17 protein-coding genes and 2 riboswitches are annotated in these 22,802 nt (G+C 72.6%); of the genes, 12 read left to right on the forward strand and 5 right to left on the reverse strand.

The features are described 5' to 3' along the window. Positions 1-93 precede the first annotated feature (93 nt). The 4 genes from BCD49_RS06770 to BCD49_RS06785 all read right to left on the reverse strand — a co-directional run bounded on the left by BCD49_RS06770 (position 94) and on the right by BCD49_RS06785 (position 4,327). Entirely contained in the window at positions 94-1,179 is a 1,086-nt protein-coding gene (locus BCD49_RS06770) for a nucleotidyltransferase domain-containing protein (RefSeq protein WP_007511036.1), read from the reverse strand. 416 nt (positions 1,180-1,595) lie between these two features. Then, positions 1,596-2,138 carry a GNAT family N-acetyltransferase gene (locus BCD49_RS06775; RefSeq protein ID WP_007511038.1) on the reverse strand — a complete coding sequence of 181 codons (543 nt, stop codon included), beginning with the start codon at positions 2,136-2,138 and terminating at the stop codon, positions 1,596-1,598. Next, positions 2,135-3,370: an NAD-dependent epimerase/dehydratase family protein gene (locus BCD49_RS06780; RefSeq protein WP_007511040.1), complete on the reverse strand. Its 1,236-nt coding sequence runs from the start codon at positions 3,368-3,370 to the stop codon at positions 2,135-2,137. Before BCD49_RS06780 ends, BCD49_RS06775 begins: the two co-directional genes overlap by 4 nt. A gap of 201 nt (positions 3,371-3,571) precedes the next feature. Then, positions 3,572-4,327 (reverse strand): DedA family protein, encoded by a 756-nt coding sequence (locus tag BCD49_RS06785; protein ID WP_232793958.1) that lies wholly within the window; start codon positions 4,325-4,327, stop codon positions 3,572-3,574. A 306-nt stretch (positions 4,328-4,633) separates the two neighbouring features. On the opposite strand from BCD49_RS06785, the gene fbaA reads away from it, so the two are divergent. The 10 genes from fbaA (at position 4,634) to BCD49_RS06835 (ending at position 16,686) form a co-directional block, all read left to right on the forward strand. Next, positions 4,634-5,662, forward strand: a complete 1,029-nt coding sequence (gene fbaA, locus BCD49_RS06790; protein ID WP_071041281.1) for a class II fructose-bisphosphate aldolase — start codon at positions 4,634-4,636, stop codon at positions 5,660-5,662. A gap of 1,038 nt (positions 5,663-6,700) precedes the next feature. Further along, a riboswitch (cyclic di-AMP (ydaO/yuaA leader) is annotated at positions 6,701-6,927 on the forward strand. Between the two features lie 142 nt (positions 6,928-7,069). Further along, positions 7,070-7,759 (forward strand): transglycosylase family protein, encoded by a 690-nt coding sequence (locus tag BCD49_RS06795; protein WP_035926767.1) that lies wholly within the window; start codon positions 7,070-7,072, stop codon positions 7,757-7,759. A 638-nt stretch (positions 7,760-8,397) separates the two neighbouring features. Continuing rightward, positions 8,398-8,576: riboswitch (cyclic di-AMP (ydaO/yuaA leader) on the forward strand. 1 nt (position 8,577) lies between these two features. Continuing rightward, positions 8,578-9,327, forward strand: coding sequence for a transglycosylase family protein (locus BCD49_RS06800; protein ID WP_007511049.1), 750 nt, complete (start codon positions 8,578-8,580; stop codon positions 9,325-9,327). A gap of 67 nt (positions 9,328-9,394) precedes the next feature. Beyond that, positions 9,395-9,823 (forward strand): DUF3151 domain-containing protein, encoded by a 429-nt coding sequence (locus tag BCD49_RS06805; RefSeq protein WP_035924454.1) that lies wholly within the window; start codon positions 9,395-9,397, stop codon positions 9,821-9,823. Between the two features lie 100 nt (positions 9,824-9,923). After that, positions 9,924-11,207 carry an adenylosuccinate synthase gene (locus BCD49_RS06810; RefSeq protein ID WP_007511053.1) on the forward strand — a complete coding sequence of 428 codons (1,284 nt, stop codon included), beginning with the start codon at positions 9,924-9,926 and terminating at the stop codon, positions 11,205-11,207. Between the two features lie 130 nt (positions 11,208-11,337). Further along, positions 11,338-12,258: a hypothetical protein gene (locus BCD49_RS06815; protein WP_071041282.1), complete on the forward strand. Its 921-nt coding sequence runs from the start codon at positions 11,338-11,340 to the stop codon at positions 12,256-12,258. 233 nt (positions 12,259-12,491) lie between these two features. After that, positions 12,492-13,787, forward strand: a complete 1,296-nt coding sequence (purD, locus tag BCD49_RS06820; protein WP_007511057.1) for a phosphoribosylamine--glycine ligase — start codon at positions 12,492-12,494, stop codon at positions 13,785-13,787. 105 nt (positions 13,788-13,892) lie between these two features. Then, complete coding sequence (gene purE, locus BCD49_RS06825; protein WP_035924450.1) at positions 13,893-14,441, forward strand: 5-(carboxyamino)imidazole ribonucleotide mutase; 549 nt, start codon at positions 13,893-13,895, stop codon at positions 14,439-14,441. Beyond that, positions 14,438-15,745, forward strand: coding sequence for an adenylosuccinate lyase (purB, locus tag BCD49_RS06830; RefSeq protein WP_007511061.1), 1,308 nt, complete (start codon positions 14,438-14,440; stop codon positions 15,743-15,745). Before purE ends, purB begins: the two co-directional genes overlap by 4 nt. Positions 15,746-15,774: 29 nt before the next feature. Continuing rightward, complete coding sequence (locus BCD49_RS06835; protein ID WP_007511063.1) at positions 15,775-16,686, forward strand: phosphoribosylaminoimidazolesuccinocarboxamide synthase; 912 nt, start codon at positions 15,775-15,777, stop codon at positions 16,684-16,686. A 43-nt stretch (positions 16,687-16,729) separates the two neighbouring features. Here BCD49_RS06835 and BCD49_RS06840 read toward each other — a convergent pair whose 3' ends face one another. After that, positions 16,730-18,145, reverse strand: a complete 1,416-nt coding sequence (locus BCD49_RS06840) for a hypothetical protein (RefSeq protein ID WP_007511065.1) — start codon at positions 18,143-18,145, stop codon at positions 16,730-16,732. Positions 18,146-18,693: 548 nt separating this feature from the next. On the opposite strand from BCD49_RS06840, the gene BCD49_RS40380 reads away from it, so the two are divergent. Together BCD49_RS40380 and panC are read left to right on the forward strand one after the other, a co-directional pair. Further along, a complete protein-coding gene (locus BCD49_RS40380) occupies positions 18,694-21,246 on the forward strand; it encodes an MMPL family transporter (RefSeq protein ID WP_007511067.1) in 2,553 nt (850 codons plus the stop codon). A gap of 646 nt (positions 21,247-21,892) precedes the next feature. Continuing rightward, positions 21,893-22,774, forward strand: coding sequence for a pantoate--beta-alanine ligase (panC, locus tag BCD49_RS06850; RefSeq protein WP_035924447.1), 882 nt, complete (start codon positions 21,893-21,895; stop codon positions 22,772-22,774). The last annotated feature ends 28 nt before the right edge of the window (positions 22,775-22,802 follow it).

The following is a 22,802-nucleotide window of genomic DNA, read 5'->3' on the forward strand; positions in this document are numbered from 1 at the left end:
CGCGGAGGCGCGCCTCCGCGGAGGCCCTCCTACGAGCGAAGCGAAGTAGGGGGCCGCGGCGGAGGTTGCCGGAGCGAACCAGAAATACAGTTCCTACCCGAAGGTCGGGAACTCCGGCCCGAAGATGGCGGCCCAGAACGCGACGGCCTCCTCGTGCCGGCCGTCGGCTTCGGCAAGGATCGCCTTCTCCGAGTAGGAGCGCGCCAACCGGATCGACTCTTCAAGCGCGCCGAGGTCGTCCGGCCGCAGGTAGGTCGACAGGTCGCCGCCGACGTCCGCCGGGTCGGCCATCGAAAGGCCGACCTCCTCCATGTGCCGGAAGACGGTGGTGAGCGCCTGGCGGGTGTTCAGGCCGCGCCCGGCGAGCACGGTCCCGGCCAGCGCCTCGATGTGGAACGAGCGCAGGTGACTGCCGCAGACCCGGTTCCACGCCTTCAGCAGGCGCACGGCGGAGATCACCCGAGGGCCCAGGTCCTCGGTCCAGCTGGCGTGCCGCTCGGGCCGGGTCGGCAGCCAGCCGCCGACCCGGTCCGGCATCACGTAGCCGGCCCGCGGATGGTCGAACGCGGGAACGAGGTGCACGTCCGGCGGCGTGTCGTAGACGACGCGCAGCGCCTGGCCGCGGGTGCCGATGGTCTGCACCCGGTCGCCGCCGATCGCGCCCCGCACGCACAGCAGCAGGTCGCGCGAGTCCCAGCGGAACCGCTTCCAGGCGCCGCCCGCGGCGCTGAACACCGCGAAGATGTCGACCTCGTCCAGCGGGCGGATCATCGTGTCCCGGCCGGCCGAGCCGATGGTGGCGACACCGACGAGCGGCAGCGCGCAGCGTGGCGGGAAGATCGCGCGCAGGGCCCGCTCGGCCTCGTCCCTGCGGGCGTCGATCACCGCCTTGTCCTCGGAGCTCAGCCGGATCATGTCGTCGAGCTTGGCGAACGCGCGCGCCGTCGTGCCGACCAGCAGCGGACCGGTCATCGCCCCCGTGTGCGGGCCGGTCAGGTGCGGGCCACTCGCCGGCTGTGCCTGCGCCGGGGGCGCGTCGACAGTCGGAAAGAGTGAGTTCGGCGCGCCGGGGACGGACTCGTCCGGCCGCCGCCAGTGCGGCGGAATGATCAGATGGTCGTACGTGACCTCGGCTGGTGGGATCTGCGACGAGATCGGGTGTGGGGAATCCACGCTCATGGTGCACCTCCCCGGCGCATCGCGCCGACCGTCGAGCTCCCCCTCCCGGACACACGCCGCCGTGTTGGCCGACGCGGATACCCGATCCGGACGGTGGAAGCCTTGTCCGGTCGCGACATCATTGCCATGGTGCCTCAGGCCGTCACCGCCTGAACAGCCGGGACACCCTACAGGTGGCCAGAAGCTACGCATCGGCGACGAAACAAGACCTCAAACGTTGTCGGGTAGCCGACAACCTAGCAGCGCATGCCGCCGATGTGCAGGCCAAAGAACAATCCGGAAACGCCGCGTTGAGCTGCGGCAATGACGCAGGGAACCGGGCTTCTCGCGGTGCGGCACACCCCGGGAACGAGGGGTACGAGCGGGCCGCGAGCGTCCGGCACGCCGCTACGCCCCGTAATGGCGGCTCGGCCCGATCAGCGGGACGGCGGGCGGCACCACAGTCGCCAGCCGGTGGTGAGCACGACCCTGGTGGGCTGAAAGGACGTTGCCATCGCCAGTCGTTCGGATGCCGCGTCGTCGGCGCGCACTCGGGTCTCCACCAGAGCGAGAAGAGACGCCTCCAGCCAGGTCGCCAACGCCCGGACGATCTCGGCGCCGTATCCGCGCCGGCGTTCGTCCGGGCCGATCACCACCGCGACCGCCGCACGGTGCGCCCGGGTGTCGGCGCCGAGCAGCCCGACGGCGACGCCGCCGTGGTCGCGGACCACCCAGGTCAGCGCGGCGCGGCCGGCACCCGTCCGGTGGCGCAGCTCGCGGCGCAACGCCGCCGGCTCGGTCGTCCCGCGCGCGTCCGGGCCGGCGAACAGCCCTCCGACTCCGAGCCCCGGAGCCGGGCGCGCCGCGAGCGCGACCTTGCGCGCCAGCTCCTCGGCGACATAGCCCGCGTTCCACACCGTCACCGGCAACGCCTGCAGCCGCGGCGTCGTCAGCGTCGGCCCGTCGCCACCCACGCTCACCCGCGCCGGGAAGGCTCGCGGACGCCCAGCAGGCCGCGGTCACGCAGCCAGGCCTCGGTGCGGCTCATACCGTCGGCCAGCTCGACCCGCGGGCCCCAGCCGGTCAACGCGGTGATCCGCTCGCCCGAGCACCTCCCGGTCCTGGTCACGTCCGCCACGCTGAGCGGACCCAGGTCCATCCGGCCGCGCGGGTCGACCCCGGCGACCAGCCGGGCGCCGAGACCGCGCACGATCCCCAGGGCCGCGGAGCCGGCCGACGGGACGGACGCCTGGCCGCCGCCGGCGTCCCCGGTGGGCTCCCCAGCGACGCCGGCGGGCTGGCTGCCTCGGCCAGCCTCGGCGAGCGCGGCGGCGGAGCCCGGCCGCGGGACGCGGTGCGACTCGACCCGGCCGCGCAGACGCCCGACGGCCACGGTGGCCTCATCCAGCGCGCCGTACATCCGGGCGGGCACTGAGCGCGGTGCGGGCAGATCCAGCATCCGGCTGTAGTAGCCGACGAACTCGGCGACCGTGCACGGCCCCGGCCCGGTCACGTGCAGAATCTCGCCGGCCGCCCGCGGCGAGTCCGCGGCCGAGATCACGGCCGCCACCACGTCGTCGATGTGGACGGGGTTGAGCCACCCGGTGCCACCGTCGAGGAGGACGAACCGGCCCGAACGCAGCAGCAGCACCGGCCAGACCGTCCACCGGCCGGCCCGCGGGCCATAGGCGTCCCCGAGGCGCAGCACGGTGGCCGACAGGCCGGACGCCGTCGCCGCGCTCACCGACTGCTCCGCGGCGGCCAGGGTGTCGGCCCGCGGGTCGCCGGTCAGCCCGACGGGCGCGGTCTCGTCGATGCCGTCGGCGATGTCCGGGCCGAGCGCCGACACGCAGGACAGGTGCACGACCCGGCGCACCTCGGCGCGGGCGGCGGCGTCGAGCACCGTGGCCGTCCCGCCGAGCAGGACCTGGCGCATCCGGGCCAGCGGAATGCGCGCGCTGCCGAGCGGTCGGCCACCGCGGATCGGCGGCAGCTCGCCGACCCCGCCCATGCCGGCCGCCGCGGCGTGGACCACCAGGTCCGCGCCGGCGAACTCCTTCTCCCAGTCGCCTGGCCGGCTCACGTCCGCGGTGCGCACGCCAGGGCCGCGGGCCACGTCGAGCGCGACCACCTCATCCCCGCGACCACGCAGGGCATGGGCAATCGCCCCGCCGACGAACCCGGCGGCGCCGGTGACCACCACCCGAGCCAACGTCAGCCCTCCTGACCGTGACCTCGCGGACGAGACCGTTCTGATCCTGCTGGCACGCGGTCCTCACGGCCGGAGTCCAGATCACGTCCCAGCATGCAGCATGACAGCACACCCGGATCTCAGCACGCACGGCGCCCGGCACACCACATGGACGACGGCCACCCACCTGCCGCCTCCAGAACCTACGACTGCCTCCCGGGCCTACGACAGGCCGCCGCCCTCGACGGGCGCGAGCCCGACCGGCTCCTCTTTCCTCTCCTCTTCCTTCTCTTTCCTTTTCTCCTTCACGAGGCCCCCGCCCTCGCCCCCGGTCTCCTCTTCCTCTGGGCTTCCGGCCACCGTCGCGCGGCGCCGGGCCACCTGGCGCCGCAGCAGCTCACCGAACAGGCCGGCCAGGACCGAGACGACCACGACGGACGGCGCGAGCCACGGAGTCGACTCCTTCAGCCCGGGCACCGACGCCGCCGCGTAGCCCAGCGCGGTCAGCCCGGTACCCCAGATCACCGCGCCGACCACGGCCGCCAGCAGGAAGCGCGACCACGGCATCCGCACCGCGCCCGCCAGGATCGGGGCGAAGGTGCGCGCCCAAGGCACGAATCGGGCCGCTACCAGCGTCACCGGGCCGAAACGTCCGTAGAACTCCTCGGTGCGGTCAAGCAGCTTTTTGTGTCGACGTTCCAGCCAGGGCCGGCCGAGCCGCCACCCGGTCACATAGCCCACGCAGACCCCCACGACCGCCATCACGGTCACGCCGGCAGCAAGTAGCGGCAGCGACACCCGGTGTGTCGGATCCGCCGCCAGCAGCCCGGCCGCCAGCAACATCGCGTCTCCCGGCAGCCAGAACCCGATCGGCACGCCGCTCTCAAGGAAGACGATCGCGAAGACGGTCAGATACAGGGTCAGGCCGGATAGACGGTCGACATCCATGCCATCAGTCTGACGGGGCGCCGAGCGCACCCGTCGCCGGACGCTTCGCGGCGCGCGCCGTGATACCCGATCGGCGCGGCCGCTGCGAAGATGACGGATCGAAGGGTAAGTAGTCACGAGTCCCAGTGGCGCGGGCGATGTCGGCGGCAACGGGCTCCCTCACAGCCGCCTCGCGTCATACCCTTCGCGCAACACAGCCCACAACGCGCGGTCCCGGCACACCCCGGCGCGCGCCGTCCACCCCTGCCCGGTCCGCCGGCGGGCGACGGCCGCCGGCGGGCGAACCCGGCCGCGTCCGCCCGCTCGGTGGCCCGACGCCTTTGACAGGAGCTTTCGATGCCCATCGCGACCCCAGACGTCTACGCCGAGATGCTCGACCGGGCGAAGGCGAACGCCTTCGCCTACCCAGCCATCAACGTCACCTCGTCACAGACGCTGAACGCCGCGCTGCGCGGCTTCGCCGAGGCGGGCAGCGACGGAATCCTCCAGGTGTCCACGGGGGGAGCCGAGTACCTGTCCGGGTCGACCGTCAAGAACATGGTGCTCGGCGCGGAGGCCCTGGCCGAGTTCGCGCACCACGTCGCCAAGGCCTACCCGGTGCAGATCGCCCTGCACACCGACCACTGCCCGGCGGACAAGCTCGACACCTACATGCGCCCGCTCGTCGCCATCTCCAGGGAGCGGGTGAAGGCCGGCCGCGACCCGCTGTTCCAGTCGCACATGTGGGACGGTTCCGCGGTGCCGCTGGAGGAGAACCTCAAGCTCGCCGAGGAGCTGCTCGCCGACTGCAAGGCCGCGAACATCGTGCTCGAGGTGGAGATCGGCGTCGTCGGCGGCGAGGAGGACGGGGTCGTCGGCGCGATCGACGAGAAGCTCTACACCACGCCCGAGGACATGTGGCGCACCGCCGAGGTGCTCGGCACCGGCGACAAGGGCCGGTACATGCTGGCGGCCACCTTCGGCAACGTGCACGGCGTCTACAAGCCGGGCAACGTCAAGCTACGCCCGACGATCCTGCGCGACGGCCAGCAGTACGTGGCCGCCAAGCTGGGGCTCRGCGCCGACGCGAAGCCGTTCAACCTGGTCTTCCACGGCGGCAGCGGCTCGGAGCTCTCCGAGATCCGCGAGGCGCTGGACTACGGCGTCGTCAAGATGAACGTGGACACCGACGCCCAGTACGCGTTCACCCGGCCGGTGGCGGACCACATGTTCAAGAACTACGACGGCGTCCTGAAGATCGACGGCGAGGTCGGCGTCAAGAAGTCCTACGACCCCCGCACCTGGGGCAAGGCCGCCGAGGCGAACATGGCCAAGCGGGTCGCGCAGGCCTGCGAGGACCTGCGCAGCGCCGGCCAGGCTCTTTAGTTTGGTTCGCTCCGTCCGGGCACGGCGCTCCGGCGACCTCGCTGCGGCCCGGCCCACTTCGCTTCGCTCGTGGGCCGGGCCTCCGCGAGGCGCGCCTCCGCGCCGCGCGGTCACCTGCCGCTGAACGTCACCAAACCAAGATCCATCCGATCCGGGGCACCAGCCAGATTTAGCTCGGCGTCGGATCTTCGGCCCGGGGTCGCCAACTTGGCGGCCCCGGGTCGTTTGCTGTCCCCGGCCGGTCCATCGCCCGTTCGGGCGGGTCCACCCGGACGGGCGGGCCTACCGGACGGGCAGGTCCACCAGAGCGGCGGGTCCACCCGTGGGTGGGCAAAGCGGTCAGCATCACTACTGACTACTCGCCGTTGCACAGTGGACTACTTAGCGCCACCGAAAGCGGACCACGACCGGACACGCCTGGCCAGTGCGCCACAGGGGTCGAATCTGTCGATGGTCAACCATGAGCACTCATTCGACTACCATCTGCGCACGAACCGGGTGATTCGGGGCGGGTGTAGCGAGGATCGCATTTCGCCCGAGCAAGCATCGAAGGTGCCCTTCGGACGGCAGAATGGTAGATTTATTTTTCGACGCGACACGCGGACGGAACCAGACCCGCGTGTGGCCCTCTGCTCGGACGGTCCGGCCCCTTGTGGGACGAAACCGCCAGCTAGCAGATCCTCGACGCAGAGCAAGAAAACGCCGCCCGCGGAGCCGGGTAGGAAAGATGAGCGCGCGTACGCGCGCGATAACATCGTTTCGGGCACATTTCAAGCAGCGACACGCCGGTGTGGCCTTCTTCACGTGCCTATTTCAATGCTTGCCGCCACGCCGAGGAATGTGGTTATGGTCTTCGCCGTGCCTGGCGACAGGACAGGCACCCAACGGGCGGCACGCCGAATCCTGCCCCCGCCCGGCGAGTTTTGAACCAGCGGCAGGAACGGGGGAACCGAATCCGGACGCCTGATCCAGAGATCCTGGGCAGCGGCCTTTTCCACCAACCTGATCGGACCGACGAGACCCGTGGAGCCGAAGTGGTGACGGAAAAGGCTCAATAGTGCGACGGCCTGCGTGGCCAAAAAGCGCGCCACGCCAGCCTCGCCCTCAACAGGCGTCCTAGGGGTGAAGCCGACCGACTTTCGCTGTGCTCGTTGACGCGCCGAACCGAGCGCGTCAACCCAACAGCCGAAAATGTCGCGTGGCCGGGCAATCTCTTTCCAGCCCGAACCCGACAGCTCACCTCGCAGGCGTGGGGAAGGGCAATCACGCATGTCCGAATCAAGTACCCCTGGTCGACATCGCATGCCCGGCGGTCGTTTCGTTCCGCCGGTGGCCGAATGTCCGCCAGACGGCACCACGAGCGTGCGCGTCTCCGTCAGCCCCCGAGCTGGCGAATCGGCGGGGCCGATCCGCCAGGTTTCTCCCCGGAATTCCCGGGAACCCCGGCGAGCCGTCACGTCCCCGGCACGCCGGCTACGCAAGTCCCTCGCGGCAGTTCCCGTCATCGCCGCGGCCGTGGGCGGCACACTCGCCGTCGCGACACCCGCGAACGCCTCTTCCACCTGGGCAGAACTGCGCCAGTGCGAGTCGGGCGGAAACTATTCCATCAATACCGGCAACGGATACTACGGCGCGTACCAGTTCTCCGTGAGGACGTGGCAGAGCCTCGGATATTCGGGGCTGCCGAGTGCCGCGCCACCGGCGGTTCAGGACGAGGCGGCGCTGCGGCTGGCGCAGCGCTCCGGCTTTGGCCAGTGGCCGGAATGCGGCCGCGGGATGGGTCCGGACCAGCTCGCCCCGGGCGCGAGCTCCGCCGGCGCCGGCCAGGCCTCCCGGTCGGCCCCCAGAGCGCCTCTCGTGGCCCAGCCGATCTCCTCGACCACGGCGCACCTGCCCTTCACGACGGCACTGGCCGGCCAGTACCGCGCCGACGTCCAGTCCTGGCAGGCCCAGATGAACAAGATCGGCTATTCCCTCGCCGCCGACGGGCACTACGGGCCGCGTTCGGCCGAGGCCGCCCGCGCGCTGCAGCGGGCCAAGGGCCTGGCCGTCGACGGCGTCGTCGGCCAGAGGACCTGGGCCGCCACCTTCGCCTGAGCCGTCAGGCGTCACCGCCCGGCTGACCTTCTCGCCGAGGCCTCCCGTCACGCGGGGCTTTGCCATTGCCCGTCGTTGACGGAACTCCCGGGGATCGGCTGACACCGATCCCGGGCAGGAGCCTCGGCCTGGGCCACCCGCCCGGATCCTCCCTCCCGGGCCGGCCCCGCGAGGTCAGTCGACCCGCCGCCACTGGAACCTCGCCGCGATCGGCCCCCACCGACCGCTGCCCACGCTGGCGACGGGACCCCTTTCCCACCCCGTCTCCGGCCGCCAGTCGGAGGCGTGCGGCCTTGGCCCGCCGGTTGGTCGGTGGGGCGAGGGGATCTGGCGGCGACGACGGTCGCTGCCTCGCCGCCGTGCCGTCGCGCCGGCCACAGAGTCGAAGGCCGCGCGAGCCTCATCATGATCGCGTGGCCGCCGGCCGGCGTGCCGGTCGGGCGGCGTCAGCGAGTGGCTGGCGCCACCGCCGGAACAGTCGCGAACCGGGGTCGTCCCTTTCGTTGGGGTGACCCCGGTTTGCGGCGAAGGATGACGACTCGCTACAGTCCGGTGCTACTCATCCGACCTGGGTGAGTCGCGCGGGCGGACGCCGAGTCCTGCCCCCACCCGCGTGTGGAGATGGCCCCGCTGCCGCGGGGCACGATCCGCTCGGGCAGGAGCGGGGGACCCACTTCCGGACGGGACGACAGTCACGTCCTCGGGGTGAAGCCGGTCAGCTGGGCGCGACGCCGCGGGCGACGCGCGAGGTGACACCGGCCGGGCATTCCCAGCCCGAACCCGACAGCTCACCCCGCAGGCGCAGGGAAGGGATCGACATGCCGTCTGAGCAGTCCGGTGACGCCCGGTCCGCCTCCAGGACGGGAGGCCGGCACCGTGCCCCGCAGGGCCCGTCGTCGACCGCCCGCCTGCTGCGTACCACCGGCGCGGTCACGGCGCTCGTGGGCAGCGGCCTCGCGGTCACCGCGATACCGGCCGGCGCCGCCACCCCGGACGACTTCGCCCGGTTGCGTCAGTGCGAGTCCGGCGGCAATTACTCGATCAACACCGGCAACGGCTTCTACGGCGCCTACCAGTTCGACAAGCGCACCTGGCAGGGCCTCGGCTACTCCGGCCTGCCGAGCGAGGCGGCCCCGGCCGTTCAGGACGAAGCGGCATACCGGCTTTACAACTCCCGCGGCTGGTCCCCCTGGCCGGCCTGCTCCAAGAAGCTTGGCCTGACCAACAACGGGCCGGTCGGCGGCGTCTCGTCGTCCGCGTCCAGCGGCTCGGTCCAACAGGCGGTCCAGCCAGCCGAGCCTCCGATGACGCTCGACCGGGCCCGCTCCGAGGTCCAGCAGTCGGGCTTCCACGGCACGATCTCCACGGCCGACGGCGGCAAGGTGCGCGCCGACGCCTACGTCTGGCAGCAGCAGATGCGCGACCAGAGCTTCTCGCTCACCGTCGACGGCAAGTTCGGCCCGCAGTCGCAGGGCGTCGCCGCGCTCTACTCGTACCTGACCGGGGTCAGCGACGGCGAGCCCGGCGTCGTCGGCGAGAACCTCTGGAAGGCGACCGTCCAGGGCTGACGCACGGCTCGGACGCCGCGCGCGGGCCGGTCCGTGGCCGGGGGGCCGCGCCGTCTACGGTTGGGGCATGACGACTCCGTCCGGACGGCCCGATCTCATGGGCGGACCACCAGCCACCCTGCTGCCGGTCGACCCCGCATCGGCGGCGCTCGCCGCGGGTGAGGCCGCAAGCCGCGTGGCCGCCCGGTTCCCCACCTCCAGCGCGGCGTGGGCTGCGTTGGCCGAGGAGGCCCTCGGCGGCGGGCGCCCAGTCGAGGCGTACGCCTACGCGCGCACCGGCTACCACCGCGGCCTCGACGCGCTGCGCCGCTCGGGCTGGCGCGGGCACGGACCGGTCCCCTGGTCGCACGAACCGAACCAGGGATTCCTGCGCGCCCTGGCCGCCCTCGGGCAGGCCGCCGCCGCGATCGGCGAGACCGCCGAGGTCGAGCGGATCGGGAAGTTCCTGTTCGACAGCGACCCGACCGCCCCTGGCCAGCTCACCCAGGCCGACTGATCATCGGCTCACGGGGTCGAAGGCACAGTCAGGCACCGAGCCGTCACTCAGCCAATCGGTGGGGTAGGCGGGGCTTCGTTCTTAGGTACAGTCTCACCCCGTGCCTGCGCTTGTCCTGATCGGAGCCCAGTGGGGCGACGAGGGTAAGGGAAAGGCGACCGACCTTCTGGGCGGCGCCGTCGACTACGTCGTGCGCTACCAGGGCGGCAACAATGCCGGYCATACGGTGGTCATCGGCGACGAGAAGTACGCCCTGCACCTGATCCCCAGCGGGATCCTGCGTGCGGACTGCATCCCGGTGATCGGGAATGGTGTGGTGATCGACCCGGGGGTGCTGCTCGCGGAGATGGCCGGTCTGCGCGCCCGCGGCATCGACACCTCCAGGCTGATGATCAGCGCGAACGCCCATCTGATCATGCCGCACCACCGGGCCCTCGACCGGGTGACCGAGCGTTACCTCGGCAAGGCCCGGATCGGCACGACCGGCCGCGGCATCGGCCCGGCCTACGGCGACAAGGTCGCGCGCACCGGCATCCGGGTGCAGGACCTGCTCGACCCGGGCATCCTGTGCCAGAAGCTGGAGCTGGCGCTGCGCGAGAAGAACCAGGTGCTCGCCAAGGTCTACAACCGCCGCAAGATCGAGGTCGACGCGGTGGTCGAGGAGTACCTGGAGTACGCCGCGCAGCTCGGCCCGCACATCGCGGACACCGGCCTCGTGCTGGACTCGGCGCTGCGCGCAGGCAAGGTCGTCCTGCTGGAGGGTTCCCAGGGCACCCTGCTCGACGTCGACCACGGCACCTATCCGTTCGTCACCTCGTCGAACCCGACCGCGGGCGGCGCGGCCACCGGCGCGGGCATCGGCCCGACCCGGATCACTCGGGTGATCGGCATCATCAAGGCCTACACCACCCGGGTCGGATCGGGACCGTTCCCGACCGAGCTGGACGACAAGGTCGGCGACGAGCTGCGCCGCGTCGGCGGCGAGTTCGGGGTGACGACCGGCCGCGCCCGCCGCACCGGCTGGTACGACGCGGTCATCGCCCGCTACGCGGTCCGGGTCAACGGGCTCACCGACCTGTTCCTGACCAAGCTGGACGTCCTGTCCGGCTTCGACACGGTGCCGGTGTGCGTGGCGTATGACGTCGGCGGCACCCGGATGTCCGAGATGCCGATGACCCAGACCGAGTTCCACCACGCCAAGCCGATCTACGAGGAGCTGCCCGGCTGGAACGAGGACATCTCGGGGGCCACGTCGTTCGACCAGCTCCCGCCCGAGGCGCGTGACTACGTCAAGGCGCTCGAGGAGATGTCCGGCGCGCCGATCTCGGCGATCGGCGTCGGCCCCGGCCGCGACCAGACACTCGTCCTGCGCGACCTCCTCTGACGTTGACGTACCTCTGACGGTCACGAACCTCGGACGTTCACCGGCCCCCGGCGGCCACCAACTTGCGCTACGGACAGTGACGAGCGACGCTTTCTTGGTCACGCCCCGCAGCCGCCGGGAGGTTGATCACGTGGTCGCCCGCCCGTCCGAGGAACCGCAGCCCACTCCAGGACCGCCGGAGGCGCGAAGGGAGAACAGCTTCGGGCCCGCATCGATGGTGCCGCCCGCGCCCGCCGACGGTCAGCCTGGCGAGGACGGTCCCGGTGGCCCGCTGGTGGTGGCACCCGGTGGGGACGAGGCCCTGTGGCGCCGCGCCGCCGTGCTCGCCGGCCCCGCGGAGCCGCTCTGGCAGGTCCGGGCGGGGGGCTACCGCGCGGACGTGGACGCCGACGCCTGGCCGGTCGGGTTCTCTCCGACGGGCGAGGCGCTGCCCGACGCCCTCACCGACGTCCTGCTGCGCGGCAGTCACTGGGTGCGCAGCGCCCGGCTGGCTGAGGCGGAGCGCAGGGAGCGCTCGGCGGCCGTCGCCGCCCACGTCGAGGCGCAGCTGGCCGCGTTCCTCAAGCTGTGTGCCGAGGYGGAGCTGGTAGCGCCCGTGACGATGCGGGTGGTGCGGGACGCGCCACGGCTGGCGCGGGCTCGGCACCGGGCCGAGGGCCGGCCGCGCGCGGCGCTGCGCGCGGCCGACGACTCGACGGCGGACCTTCCGCAGGGGACCGAACGCCGCGACCAGCACGCCCGGGGCGGCGGGTCGCCCGGCCGCTGGCACGGCAGGAACCGGCCGGCGGCATGGCCGGTGCTCTACTGGCGCTGTGAGAGCTTCCCGTCGGCCGGCCGGTCGCTGCACCTGTTCGTCGAGCCGGGCGGCCGGACGTTCGAGGGCCGGGACCTGCCGGCCCCGCTGACCGTGCTCGGCCGGCAGGTCCGGGTCTGGCCGGTCGACGTGCCGTCGATCGTCGAGGGCATGGCCGAGGTCGACGCACGCCGCTGCGCCCTCCACCTGGTAGACGGCATGGCCAGGCTGCTGTGGCGAGCCGGCGTTGGGCTCTGAATCACACCGAGCCCGGCTCGGGCTTTAGGCGCGCGTCGGGGAATCGGGTGACAGGTCGGTTTCCGGGTATGGTGCGGCCCGGGCCCAAGGTCCCCGCCGACCGGTGTCGCCGGTTCCGGGGGTGACGGCCCGCAGCGGCCCCCCGACAGGCAAAGGACCGACGGACCGATGACGCACGGCGTACGACGCCCACGACCGCCTGGCCGGGTGTCTCCAGAGGTGGCTGCGTGAGCATGAAGGTCCTTGTGATCGGCTCGGGCGGCCGGGAGCACGCGCTGTGCCGGGCGCTCGCCCGCGACCCCCGCGTCGGCTCGATCGTCTGCGCGCCGGGCAACGCCGGCATCGCCGACCTCGCCGAGGGCCGCCCGCTCGACGTGGCCGACCCGGACGCGGTGGCCGCCGTCGCCGAGTCCGTCGGCGCCGAGTTGACGATCATCGGCCCGGAGGTCCCCCTGGTCGCCGGCGCCGCCGACGAGCTGCGCGCCCGCGGCCTGCCGTGCTTCGGACCGTCCGCCGCCGCGGCGCGCCTCGAGGGCAGCAAGACGTTCGCCAAGGAGGTGATGCGGGCCGCGGGCGTGCCGACGGCCGCGGCCCGGGACCACGCCGAGATCGAGCCGGCGCTCGCCGACCTGGACACCTTCGGCCCGCCGTACGTCGTCAAGTACGACGGGCTGGCCGCCGGCAAGGGGGTGACGGTCACCGAGGACCGCGACGCCGCCGTCGCGGCCGTCCGCGACTGCCTGCGCGGACCGGACGACCGCGTGGTGCTCGAGGAGTACCTCGACGGCCCGGAGGTGTCGCTGTTCGCGGTCGTCACCGAGGACGGCGCCGTGGCACCGCTGTTGCCGGCCCAGGACCACAAGCGGATCGGCGACGGTGACACCGGTCCGAACACCGGCGGGATGGGCGCCTACGCCCCGCTGCCCTGGGCCTCGCGCGGGCTCGCCGGCCAGGTGGTCACCACCGTCGTCCGCCCGACGGTCGCCGAGATGGCCCGGCGCGGCACCCCGTTCACCGGTCTGCTCTACGTGGGTCTGGCGCTCACCGCCCGCGGGCCGCGCGTCGTCGAGTTCAACGCCCGGTTCGGCGACCCGGAGACGCAGGCGATCCTCGCGCTGCTCAGCACGCCGCTGACCGACGTGCTGACGGGCCGCCGCCCGCCGGTCTGGCGGTCGGGTGCGGCGGTCACCGTGGTGGTGGCCGCCGCCGGTTACCCGGGCACCCCCCGGCTCGGCGACCCGATCCGCGGCCTCGAAGCCGCCGGGAAGCTCACCGGGGTGGACGTCCTGCACGCCGGGACGAGACGCGACGCGGACGGACGAGTGGTCTCGGCCGGCGGCCGAGTGTTGTCCGTCACGGCGATCGGTTCCAACCTCGAGTCCGCGCGAGGATCGGCGTACGAGGCCGTCAGCCGGATCTCGCTGGCCGGCGCCCAGTACCGCACCGACATCGGTGACCCGTCGCGGCTGCGCCACGCCGCGGACGTCCGCCGCGCCGGCTCGGCCGGCGGGTCTGGCGAGGCTGGCTAGCGTCCAGCGAGGCTGGCCAGGCGGTCACCGCCCCGAGCAGTAGGGGCGCCCCAGGAGCACCTGCCGGTGGTAGAGCCGGAGTCCTCCCCGACGACGAGGAGCGAAGTGAGCAGCAACAACACCCCCGAGTCCCCCTCCGCCCGCCCGCGGGTCGCGGTTGTGTACGGGTCGGCGTCGGACGCGCAGACGATGAGCAAGGCCGGCGCGACCCTCGCGCGGTTCGGCGTCGCCCACGAGGAGGCCGTGCTCTCGGCCCATCGCGCGCCCCGCACGCTGGCCGACTGGGTGGAGGGCCTGCGCGGCCGAGGCATCCAGGTGGTCATCGCCGGCGCCGGGCTCGCCGCCGCGCTGCCGGGCACCGTCGCCGCGCTCACCACGCTGCCGGTGATCGGCGTCCCGATCTCCGGGGGCGCGCTCGACGGGATGGACTCGATGCTCGCCATCGCCCAGATGCCGCCGGGCGTCGCGGTGGCCACCGTCGGCCTGAACAACGCCACCAACGCGGCCGTGCTCGCCGTCCAGATCCTGGCCCTGGCCGACCAGGAGCTCGCCGGCAAGCTCGCCACCTACAAGGACGACTTCGAGCGCGCGGCGGCGGACGGGCTCGCCCGCGTGACGGCGGCCGCCGCGGCGCCCGCCGGCGTGTCGGCATGATCGAGCGTTACACCCTGCCCGAGATGGGCCGGGTCTGGTCGGAGGCGTACAAGTACGAGCTGTGGTGCAAGGTCGAGGTGCTCGCCATGGAGGCGCACGCCGCCGCCGGGCGCATCCCCGCCGACGCGGTCGAGCCGGTGCGCGCGGCGCCGGCACCGACGCCGGCGGCGGTCGCCGAGATCGAGGCCGTCACCCAGCACGACGTGATCGCGTTTCTCACCGCCTGGGCCGACCAGACCGAGCCGCGCTCGGCGGCCGCCTACGTCCACTTCGGAATGACGTCGTCCGACCTGCTCGACACGGCGCTCGCGCTTCAGCTGGTCGAGGCGACCGACCTCCTGCTCGCCAAGGCGGACACCCTGGTCGCGGCGCTGCGCGACCTGGGGCTCGCCCATCGGTCCACGCTGCGGGTCGGGCGCACCCACGGCATCCACGGCGAGCCGACGGTCTTCGGCCACCGGGTCGCGGACCTGGCGTTCGGCGTCGCGCGCTGCCGCGACCGGCTGCGTGCCGCCCGCGCCGACGTCGCCATCGCCAAGATCTCCGGGGCGGTGGGGACGTACTCGAACATCGACCCGGACGTGGAGCGCCACGTCGCCGAGAGGCTGGGCCTGGCCCCCGCGCCGGTCGCGACCCAGGTCGTGCTGCGCGACGGCATCGCGAGCTGGGTGGCGGCGCTGGCCGGTATCGCCACACTGTGCGAGGCGGTGGCGCTGGAGGTCCGGCACGGGCAGCGCACCGAGGTGCGCGAGCTGTCCGAGCCCTTCGGCAAGGGCCAGAAGGGCTCGTCCGCGATGCCCCACAAGAAGAACCCGATCATGTCCGAACGGATCGCGGGGCTCGCCCGGATCGTGCGGGCCCAGTACGTCCCCGTCCTCGAGGGCGTGCCGCTGTGGCACGAGCGGGACATCTCGCACTCCTCGACGGAACGGATCGCGCTGCCGGACGCGGCCGCCGGCGCCGACTACCTGCTGAACCTGACGACCCGGCTGGTGACCGGCCTGGTCGTCGACGTTGACCGGATGCGCGGGAACCTCGACGCCACCGGCGGGCTGGTCTACACCTCCGCCGTCCTGCTGGAACTGGTCGAGACCGGCCTGTCCCGGGAGGACGCCTACGTCATCACCCAGGCCGCCGCGATGGAGACCTGGCAGACCGGCGTCCCGTTCCGGGAGACGCTGCGCAAGCATGCCGCCGATCGCGGCCTGCCCCTCGACGAGAGCCGTCTCGACGAGGTCAGCCGGCCCGAACGCTATGTCGAGCGGCTGGGACCTGTTTTTGACCGACTCGCGGCGCTGAGCTGACGGCGTTGAGCTAGGAACCTGGAGAAATCATGCCGCTTACGCACGAGGAGTTCGCCGGGCTGACGCACCTGGGCTCGGGTAAGGTCCGCGAGCTGTTCGCCGTGGGAGATGACGCGGTCCTGCTGGTCGCGAGCGACCGGATCTCCGCGTTCGACGTCATCCTGCCGACCGAGATCCCCGACAAGGGCGCGGTGCTGACTGGCCTGACGCTGTGGTGGTTCGACCAGCTCGCCGATCTCGTTCCGTCGCACGTCATCAGCTCGAACGTCGACGAGTACCCGGCCGAGCTCACTCCCTACCGGGAGCAGCTGCGCGGCCGGTCGATGCTGTGCCATCGGCTGGACATGGCCATGATCGAATGTGTCGCTCGCGGCTACCTGACCGGCAGCGGGCTCAAGGACTACCAGCGCACCGGCGCCGTCAGCGGCCACCCGCTGCCCGAGGGCCTCGTCGACGGCTCGAAGCTGCCGCACCCGATCTACACCCCGTCGACGAAGGCGCCCATCGGCGAGCACGACGAGAACATCAGCCGGGCCGACGCGGCGGACCGGGTCGGTGGCGAGCTCGCCACCGAGCTGGAGAAGCTCACCCTGCAGATCTTCGGCCGGGCGAGCGACCTCGCCGCGGAGCGCGGGATCCTGCTCGCCGACACGAAGTTCGAGTTCGGCCACGACTCGGCCGGCGTGCTGCGGCTCGGCGACGAGGTGCTCACCCCGGACTCGTCCCGCTTCTGGCCGGCGGACCTGTGGTCGCCGGGCGGGGCCCAGCCGTCGTTCGACAAGCAGTTCATCCGGGACTACCTGGTCAACTCAGGCTGGGACCGTGACACTCCGGCCCCCGAGCTGCCGGCCGACGTCGTCGTGTCGACGAGGGCGCGCTACGTCGAGGCGTACGAGCGCCTCACCGGCATCTCGTTCGACGACTACCTGTCGACGTCCTGAGCCAGCCGTCGTCCTCCTGGGCGAAGGACCGTCACCGACCCGGTCAGGCCCGCTGGCCGGATTGGCCGTTCAGCACCTTGATCGGGTCGGTGCACAGGAGGTTCAACGCCTCGTTCACCAGCACCGGGTCGTAGCGGCGCTCGTCGAACTGCGCCCGCACGTGCAGCACGCCCGCGAGTTCCAGGTAGATGAAGGAGATGCCTTCGTCCTTGCCCCCGGAGCGCGCGTTGGCGAAGAAGCGCTCCTCCGGCGGGGCGAGCCACCGCAGACGTTCCAGCTCGGGCTCCCGGCCCCAGCTGACCAGCCACGGCCGCACGTCGGGTGCGGCCGGCGGCGCGGCGGCCTGGGGGCGCGGTCGAGGCAGCCAGGACTTCGCGATCTGGAAGGCCTGCCTGGCCAGCGGCTGGCCCAGCTCGGTCGCCCGGCGTAGCTCCGCTCCGAACGACTCCGGTGACGTCGGATCGTCCGGCCAGATGGTCAGGCGTTCCACGAAGTTGCCGAACGTCGGAGCGCCGACCCGCAGATAGCGCCGCAGGTCGCAGGGCAGGTGGATGCCGTCGTCGGCGCTGCCGAGCCCAGCCGCGTCCATCGCGGCCATGGTCGCCGCGAACAGCACGCTGTTCACGGACACGCCAGGGGCGTGCAGGTCCCGCCACGCGCGCAGCGTGGCCAGGTAACCCGGCCGGGAACGCTGGAGCAGCCTGCCCACGCCGCCCGCCGCCGGGCGCGGCCCCGCCGCGGCCTGGGCTGGCAGCCGCTTACCGAGCTCGAGCTGCTCGCCACCCGGGAACTCGCCGAGCTCGAGCTGCTTGCCACCCGGGAGCTCGCCACCCAGGAAACCAAGCCGGCCGGCGGGGACCTCGTGCCGTTCACGCATCGACGCCGCGAGATCCCTGAGCAGGGCCGGCCGGCGGCCGTAGGTCTCACGCAGGGCACGGGGTAGCGGGTACCGCGTCCCGCCACCCACCAGGTCGGTCGGACGGCTGCCCTCCAGCGCGTGGCGCAGCACGCCGGCCCAGAACTTCAGGCAGGTGTAGTCGCCGAGGAGGTGGGAGAACATGAGGAACGAGCAGCGCTGGCCGACGAAGATCCGGAACGGAAGGTCACCGAGACCCTCCTCGCAGAGCTCGGCCAGACGGGCCAGCAGTGGGCCGGAATCCTCGACGGGCTCGCCAATGGCGGCCGGGCTGTCGTCGAGGTCGACGACGACGGCCGACAGGAACCGTTCGCGCTGCCTGAGCGGAACAGGAACACGGGCCCCCCTGGCGGCATCGATGCGACGCGTGAACCGGCTGGACGGGTCGATCGTCGCGAGTTGCCGGATCACGGTTCGGGCGGCCTCGACCGACGGCATCTCGGCCGGGCCGGTCGCGACCGCGAATGTGCTCTCGATGCCGAGCCAGAGGCGGTCGCGCCGCGGGAAGTCGTTCCAGCGGAAGACAGTCGCGGTTTTTGTCACGGATTCCCAGGCACCCCCACCTGACAAGTACAGAAATTGTACCTTACGTAACTGTACCTACCGTCGGACCAGTCGCGTTCACCGCCCCACCGGCTCCGGGCCTGGTTTATCGCCGCCGGAGAGGCACTTTAGGCCCGGCCCGTGCATTGCCGGACAGGAGCTTTGCTCGGCGACTACTCGGCAGCCTCCACAAGGGTCGATCTTCGCAGGGATCGACCCGCGCGGCTCGGCCGTTACGGAGACGAGACCGTCGGCCGCCTGTCGGCGTTCCGACATCCACCCGGGACGCCTGGCGCCAGCGGATGACGGCCGGCGTGCCCCGCGGACGCCAGTTTTCGCGCCTGCCGCGGGAACGCCGCGGGCACGGGTGGAAGTCCTGGTCACGGGCCCGGCAAAGGACGGCGGCACCCGCGCCGCACCGCGTCAGGGTGGGGCTGGCCCCACCCCGGCCGGCGGTGGTGACCCACCATGGCCCACAGGCTGGCCTGACCCCAGGGCCGGCGGTTCACTCCAGTGACCTTGCCCGCCCGTTCCGGGACCGTTGACCCATGCCCAGTCGCGCTCCCCACCACCCCGACGGCCATCGGGCCGATCACTCCGCCCAGGCCCCGGCGCGCTCCGCCGCCGGGGCCGCCCGCCGGCCGAACGGCAACGCGGGCCGCGTCACCGCCGACGGTCACGCCAACCACCTCGCCGCCAGGGCCGCGCGCTGGAGCGTGCGGCACCGCAAGTTCGCCGTCGCCGGCTGGCTGCTCGCCGTCGTCGCCGTGATCATGATTGGCAACATGATCGGCACGAAGACCCTCAAGGACGAGGACATGAGCCTCGGCGAGAGCGGCCGCGCGGAGCAGACGCTGCGCGACGCCGGCTTCGTCGACCGCGACAGCGAGAACGTCCTCATCCAGCTTCCTACCGCGCCGGCCGGCGGCCAGCTGGCCGACCCGCAGGTCCGCGCGACGGTCGCCGATGTCATCGCGCGGATCGCGGCCACCGGTGAGGTGACCGACGTGCGCGCCCCGATCCCCGCGCAGGGTGCCACCGAGGACAGCGGTCTGGTCTCCGCGGACGGCCGGTCCGTGCTGGTGACCTTCGAGCTCACCGGGGACCCCGACACCGCGGCCGACCGGATCGAGCCGGTCATGGACACCGTCGCCTCGGTCGCCGCCGCCCACAGCGGGCTCACGGTCGAGCAGTTCGGCCAGGCGAGCGCCGACAAGGCCCTCGACGAGACGATGGGCAACGACTTCCAGCGGGCCGAGTGGTCCGCGATCCCGGTGACCATCGCCATCCTGCTGATCGTGTTCGGCGCGCTGATCGCCGCGCTGATCCCGGTGGCGCTGGCGATGACCGCGTTCATCGGCACGCTCGGCGTCGTCGCGTTCGTCAGCCACCTGATGCCGACCAACGAGATCGCGACATCGGTCATGCTGCTGATCGGCCTCGCCGTCGGCGTCGACTACGCGCTGTTCTACATCCGCCGCGAGCGCGAGGAGCGCGCCAAGGGCCACGGCCCCGAGCGGGCGCTGGCGATCGCGTCCGAGACCTCCGGCCACACCGTGCTGGTCTCCGGCCTGACCGTCGCCGTGTCGCTGGCCGGCCTGATGATCACCGGGATGAGCGTCTTCACCGGGATCGCGGTCGGCACGATGATCGTCGTCCTGGTCGCGCTGCTCGGCTCGGTCACCGTGCTGCCCGCGCTGCTGTCCCTGCTCGGTGACCGGGTCGAGCTCGGCCGGCTGCCGTGGAAGCGCCCGGCGGCGCCGGACGCGCCCCGCTCCCGGCGGGCCCGGCGGGCGGCGCGCCGCACCGCGCGGCACTCGAAGCGCCAGGCCGGCGAGATCGCGGACGCGGCCATGACCGAGGTCCTCGGCGCGGCCGTCGCCGCCGAGCACGCCGAGCGCGTGGAGCGGGCCGAGCGGGCCGCGCTCCTCGAGGCGGCCGGGAAGAACGGCCGGGTCCGCCTGCTCGACCGGCTGATGCGCCACCCCGGCATCGTCGCGACCGTGACCGGCGGCCTGCTGATCCTGCTCGCCCTCCCGACGCTGGGCATGCACACCGCCGAGCAGGGGCTCGACGACCTGCCCAAGGACATCCCGGTCATGAAGACCTACCAGCGGCTGACCGCCGCCTTCCCCGGCGGGCCCACGCCCGCGGTGATCGTGGTGTCCGCACCCGACGTCACCTCGGCGCCCGTCACCGCCGCGATCGACGACCTGCGGTCCAAGGCCGTCGCGGCCAAGGTCGGCTTCGAGCCCGTCGTCGTCGACATCAGCGCCGACAAGACCGTCGCCCGCGTGCTCATGCCGATCGCCGGCGGCGGCACCGACGACGCGTCGATGGACGCGGTCCACACGCTGCGCGACGACCTGGTGCCCTCGACGATCGAGAAGATCCCCGGCGCGCGCGCCGACGTCAGCGGCCTGGCCGCCGGCTCGCTGGACTTCAACGACCAGCTCGGCGGGCGTACCCCGCTGGTGATCGGGTTCGTGCTGCTGCTGGCCTTCGGGCTGCTGCTGACGGCGTTCCGCAGCGCCACGGTCGCGGCCCTCGCGGTGGGCCTGAACCTGCTCTCCGTCGGCGCGGCCTACGGCCTGCTGGTGCTGATCTTCCAGCACCACTGGGCGGACAGCCTGCTGAACTTCACGGCCACCGGCAGCATCGCCAACTGGATGCCGCTGATGCTGTTCGTGATCCTGTTCGGCCTGTCGATGGACTACCAGGTGTTCCTGCTCTCCCGGGTCCGCGAGGCCCGCGAGGCGGGGCTGGACATGCGGTCGGCGGCGCTCGCCGGCCTGCGCCGCAGCGCCGGCGTGGTCACCAGCGCGGCGGTCATCATGGTCGCGGTCTTCTCGATCTTCGCGACGCTGTCCCAGGTCAGCATGAAGCAGCTGGGCATCGGCCTCGGCTCGGCGATCCTCATCGACGCGACCGTCATCCGGGTCCTGCTGATGCCCGCCATGCTCACCCTGCTCGGCGACCGCGTCTGGCGCCCCAAGGCCGGCTCCACCCCCGCGGCCGGCCCCGACGCGGGCGAGACCCCCGCGACGGTTCTCCCCACCCAGCAGCCAAGGAGCCTCCGAGCCCACTCGCACACCAGCTAACCGCGCCCAGCTAGCCACACTTGGCTAGCCACACCGATCCTGTGCCCGCCCTGCCGTCCCCCGCGGCAGGGTGGGCACAGCTGTGTCCCGCGCGCGAGATCCGCGCCACCTGGCTCCTGATCAAGCCTTCGGAGCGGAGCGGGTGAACAGCATGTCGGCCTCGCCTGCTCGATCCGCGGCCGCATCCCCTGCCCCGACACCGCCTCCAGCTCCACCATCACCCGAACCGTGTCAGCTCACCGAGCCCATGGGCTCGGTGAGCTGACACACCTCACGACAGCGCCCCGGAGGTGTGTTACATGGCCGAGCCCATAGGCTCGGTGAGCTGACCCGATTTCCACTCGGGTACGGGCGCCCGGCGACGGCGACGCTGGACTGCTTACGRCACGCCCCGGGCCATCTATCCGGCCGGCTGGATAGAGCAGTCACCGGCCCGCTCGGCCGTACGCACTTTGTCACCGTACGTAGACGACGCGACGCCGCAGCCGCCGACCGCGAAGTCCGAGCGACATCAAGGCGGGACACGACGCCACCTCACCGGCCTGGCCCCTTCCTGCGTGGGTCACAGCGGACCCCCATGGGGGTTGCGCAGGGGTTACAGTCGTCCGCGACGTCCGGTACCGCACTCGAGGACTGGAACGGCCAGATGCCCCGTACCCCGCTCGCCGATCCCGACGCAAGGACTCGGCCCGCCCTCGCCAGCACCCGCGCGGAGCTGGCCGCGCTGCTCGCCCCGCCGGCCGGGCGCCGGGCGGTGGTGATGACCATGGGCGCGCTGCACGAGGGGCATGCCACCCTCATCCGCGCGGCCCGCCGGGAGGCCGAGCAGGTCGTCGTCACGATCTTCGTCAACCCGCTGCAGTTCGGGCCGCACGAGGACCTCGACCGTTACCCGCGCACCCTGGCGGCCGACCTCGAGGTGTGCGCCCGGGAGGGTGTGGACGTCGTGTTCGCGCCGTCGGTGGTGCACGACCCGGCACCGCTGGTGACCGTGGGTGCCGGGCCGCTCGGCGACATGCTGGAGGGGGCGAGCCGGCCGGGGCACTTCGACGGCGTCCTCACGGTCGTCGCGACGCTGCTGCACCTCGTCCGGCCGGACCTGGCGTTCTTCGGCCGCAAGGACGCCCAGCAGCTGGTCTGCATCCGCCGGATGGCAGCGGACCTGGCCTTCGGAGTGCGGATCGTCGGCGTGCCGACCGTCCGCGAGCCGGACGGGCTCGCGCTGTCCAGCCGCAACGCCTACCTGACCACCGCCCAGCGGTCCTCGGCGCTCGCGCTCTCCCGGGCGCTGGCGGCCGGCCTCGCGGCCGCCGCCGCCGGCCCGGACGCGGTCGTCGCCGCCGCGCGCGCGGTGCTCGCGGCCGAGCCAGGCATCGAGGTCGACTACCTCGTCCTCGCCAGTCCCGACGACCTCGGCCAGGCCACGACCGGGCCCGCCCTGCTGCTCGTGGCGGCCAGGGTGGGCGCCACCCGCCTGATCGACAACGTCGAGCTCACCCTCCCACCCGCCGCCGAACCAGAGGCCTGACCATGACCAGCACCCGTTCGCCCGCGGC

This window comes from Pseudofrankia sp. EUN1h, from assembly GCF_001854645.1.
Taxonomy (GTDB): domain Bacteria; phylum Actinomycetota; class Actinomycetes; order Frankiales; family Frankiaceae; genus Pseudofrankia; species Pseudofrankia saprophytica.

Coding starts and splice junctions, on each gene's coding strand:
- BCD49_RS40380 (WP_007511067.1), top strand. CDS start 18,694: ATGCCCAGTCGCGCTCCCCACCACCCCGACGGCCATCGGGCCGATCAC.
- BCD49_RS06835 (WP_007511063.1), top strand. CDS start 15,775: ATGCCGCTTACGCACGAGGAGTTCGCCGGGCTGACGCACCTGGGCTCG.
- purD (WP_007511057.1), top strand. CDS start 12,492: ATGAAGGTCCTTGTGATCGGCTCGGGCGGCCGGGAGCACGCGCTGTGC.
- purB (WP_007511061.1), top strand. CDS start 14,438: ATGATCGAGCGTTACACCCTGCCCGAGATGGGCCGGGTCTGGTCGGAG.
- BCD49_RS06800 (WP_007511049.1), top strand. CDS start 8,578: ATGCCGTCTGAGCAGTCCGGTGACGCCCGGTCCGCCTCCAGGACGGGA.
- BCD49_RS06770 (WP_007511036.1), bottom strand. CDS start 1,179: ATGAGCGTGGATTCCCCACACCCGATCTCGTCGCAGATCCCACCAGCC.
- BCD49_RS06805 (WP_035924454.1), top strand. CDS start 9,395: ATGACGACTCCGTCCGGACGGCCCGATCTCATGGGCGGACCACCAGCC.
- panC (WP_035924447.1), top strand. CDS start 21,893: ATGCCCCGTACCCCGCTCGCCGATCCCGACGCAAGGACTCGGCCCGCC.